The sequence below is a fragment of the Saccharopolyspora sp. genome (assembly GCF_017434145.1).
GTDB lineage: Bacteria > Actinomycetota > Actinomycetes > Mycobacteriales > Pseudonocardiaceae > Saccharopolyspora_C > Saccharopolyspora_C galaxeae.
On sequence record NZ_JAFRFW010000333.1, the window covers coordinates 1 to 2,831 of the forward strand.

2 protein-coding genes and 1 pseudogene are annotated in these 2,831 nt (G+C 71.2%); 2 read left to right on the forward strand and 1 reads right to left on the reverse strand.

Annotation, left to right across the window (positions count from 1 at the left end):
- The first annotated feature begins 270 nt into the window (after window positions 1–270).
- The gene (locus IJH84_RS09250) at window positions 271–1,740 is read left to right on the forward strand and encodes a sulfatase-like hydrolase/transferase (RefSeq protein WP_295142731.1); all 1,470 of its coding nucleotides are present in this window, start codon (window positions 271–273) and stop codon (window positions 1,738–1,740) included.
- 59 nt (window positions 1,741–1,799) lie between these two features.
- Window positions 1,800–2,615, forward strand: coding sequence for a universal stress protein (locus tag IJH84_RS09255; protein WP_295142734.1), 816 nt, complete (start codon window positions 1,800–1,802; stop codon window positions 2,613–2,615).
- Between the two features lie 22 nt (window positions 2,616–2,637).
- On the opposite strand, the pseudogene IJH84_RS09260 reads toward IJH84_RS09255, so the two are convergent.
- Window positions 2,638–2,831 (reverse strand): annotated as a pseudogene (locus IJH84_RS09260) (hypothetical protein); the annotation flags it as partial.

The following is a 2,831-nucleotide window of genomic DNA, read 5'->3' on the forward strand; positions in this document are numbered from 1 at the left end:
AATGATGCAACAGCATCCAAGGAAGAAAGAAGCAAGGCAAGTGAACTTGAAGCAAGAACTCTTAGGCAAGCAAGGAGGGCTGGCGTTGGCACTGCGCGAATCCCCGCTGCTGGCGCGCTACCCGGTGCCCGCGGACGCCGGCGGCGACCCCGATGCGGCCGCCGGAGCGCAGTGACCATTGCGGACCCATCGACCGTCCACTGCGGACCAACGATCGTCCGGACAGGAACCGATCGTCCGGCAAGGAACCAACGACCGCGAGGAGCCGGCGTGCCGCGCAACATGCTGTTCTTGATGACCGACCAGCACCGCACCGACACCTTGGGCTGCTACGGCAACCCGCGGGCGCACACCCCGAACCTGGACGCGCTGGCAGCCGACGGCACCCGGTTCGGCAACTTCTTCACCCCCACCGCGATCTGCACGCCCGCCCGCGCGAGCCTGCTGACCGGCTACGCGCCGTTCCGGCACAAGCTGCTGGCCAACTACGAGCGCAACGTGGGCTACCTGGAGGACCTCTCCCCCGGCCAGTTCACCTTCGCCGAACGGCTCGCCGAGCGCGGCTACAACCTGGGGCTGCTGGGCAAGTGGCACGGCGGGGTGCAGCGCTCGGCGGCGGACTACGGTTTCCAGGGGCCGGACCTGCAAGGCTGGCACAACCCCGTGGACCACCCGGACTACCTGTCCTATTTGGACGAGCACGGGCTGCCGCCCTACTCGATCCGCGACGAGGTGCGCGGCACCGCGCCCAACGGCAACCCCGGCAACCTGCTGGCCGCGCGGCTGGACCAGCCGGTGGAGGCGACGTTCGAGCACTACCTGGCGACCCGGACGATCGAGATGCTGCAGCGGTTCGCAGCCGCGGAGTCCCACGACGGCACACCGTTCTTCCTGGCCACGCACTTCTTCGGCCCGCACCTGCCGTACCTGCTGCCGGACTCCTACTACGACATGTTCGACCCGGACGAGATCGAACTGCCCGCATCGGTGCAGGAGACCTTCGAGGGCAAGCCGCCGGTGCAGCGCAACTACAGCGACCACTGGGCGTTCGACACGATGCCCGCCGAGGTCAGCCGCAAGCTCATCGCCGTGTACTGGGGCTACGTGACGCTCATCGACGAGCAGATCGGGCGGATCCGGCGGGCGCTGGACGAGCTGGGCCTCGCCGAGGAGACCTCGATCTTCTTCACCGCCGACCACGGCGAGTTCACCGGCTCGCACCGGCTGCACGACAAGGGCCCGGCGATGTACGACGACATCTACCGCATTCCGGGGCTGCTGCGGGTCCCCGGCGAGCCTGCCGGGCAGGTGCGCGACGAGTTCGCCGGGCTCACCGATCTCACCGCCACCATCCTCGACCTCGCCGGCGAGGATCCCGCGCCCGCGGTCGACGGCCGCAGCCTGCTGCCGCTGGTGCGCGGCGAGGACGTGGCGTGGCGGCAGGAGCTGGTGGCCGAGTACCACGGCCACCACTTCCCGTACCCGCAGCGGATGCTGCGGGACGAGCGCTACAAGCTGGTGGTCAACCCGGAATCCCGCAACGAGCTCTACGACCTGCGCACCGATCCGGACGAGCTGCACAACCGCTACGAGCAACCGGAGCTGCGCTCGGTGCGGGACGCGATGCTGCACCGCCTCTACGTGCTGCTGCGCGAGCGCGGCGACAACTTCTACCACTGGATGACCAGCATGTACCCGGTCGGCGAGCTGGACCACGACCCCACGCTGAGTTCGTTCTGACGGGCGTGACCTTCCGCCGGGCCGGGTAAGCGGGCGGCGGGGAGGAGGCGCCGATGGTGATGGCCGAACGGACCGTGGTCGCGGGCGTCGACGGTTCCGAAGCGTCCGCCCGCGCCGCGATGTGGGCGGCCGACGACGCAGCCCGCCAGCCCGCGTCGATGCAGCTGGTGCTGGCCTACAGCGCGGCCAGGCATCAGCGGGATGCCGAGCGGCTGGTGCGCGAGCTGGCCGGTCGCTGCCGGGCCGACCAGCCGGGCCTGCACGTCGGGAACGAGGCGGTGCCGCGCGACCCGGCCGACGAGCTGCTGGAGCGGTCGGCCACGGCTTCGACGGTGGTCGTGGGCTCGCGCGGGCACGGCGCCATCCGGGACGTGCTGCTCGGTTCGGTGAGCGCGGCGGTGGCCACGCAGGCCCGCTGCCCGGTGGTCGTGGTCCGCGGACAAGTGGTCTCCGGCGCCGTGGTGGTCGGCATCGGTCCGTTCAGGTCCAGCGCGCCTGCCGTGGAGTTCGCCTTCGCCGCGGCCCAGCGGCACGCGACGGAAGTCCTCGCGGTGCAGGCGATCCCGGACGCCTACCTGCTACCGGGCGTCGCGCTCGACGAGCGCCGCCAAGAGGTCCAGGAGCAAGCCGAATCCCGGGTCGCCGAACTGCTCGACGACTGCGCCGGGCGCTATCCGGACGTGCCGGTTCGGCGGGTCACCACCGACCAGCACCCCGTGGAGGCGTTGTGCGAGCAGGCCCAGCACGGCCGGATGGTGGTCGTCGGCCGGCGCGAGCGGAGTTCGGCGGTCACGCGGCTCGGATCGACCGCGCTGGGCACGTTGCACCACTCGCCCTGCCCGGTCGCGGTGGTGCCGCAGGAAGTCGCGCAGTAGCGGGCGGGTGCGGTTCGGGGCGTCAGTCGGTGACGGGCGCAGGCTGCGCGGGCGGTGACTCGACGTACCGGCGAGCCGCGGCGACTGCACCGCCCGCGGCACCGGAGGTGTCCACCTCGACCGCTTCCGGCCAGTGTGCGAACCGGCTGCGCATCTCGTCGGCGACCGCCCCGGTGGCTTCCGACGGGTCGTCCCGGCGCGCGTCGATCCGCTGCC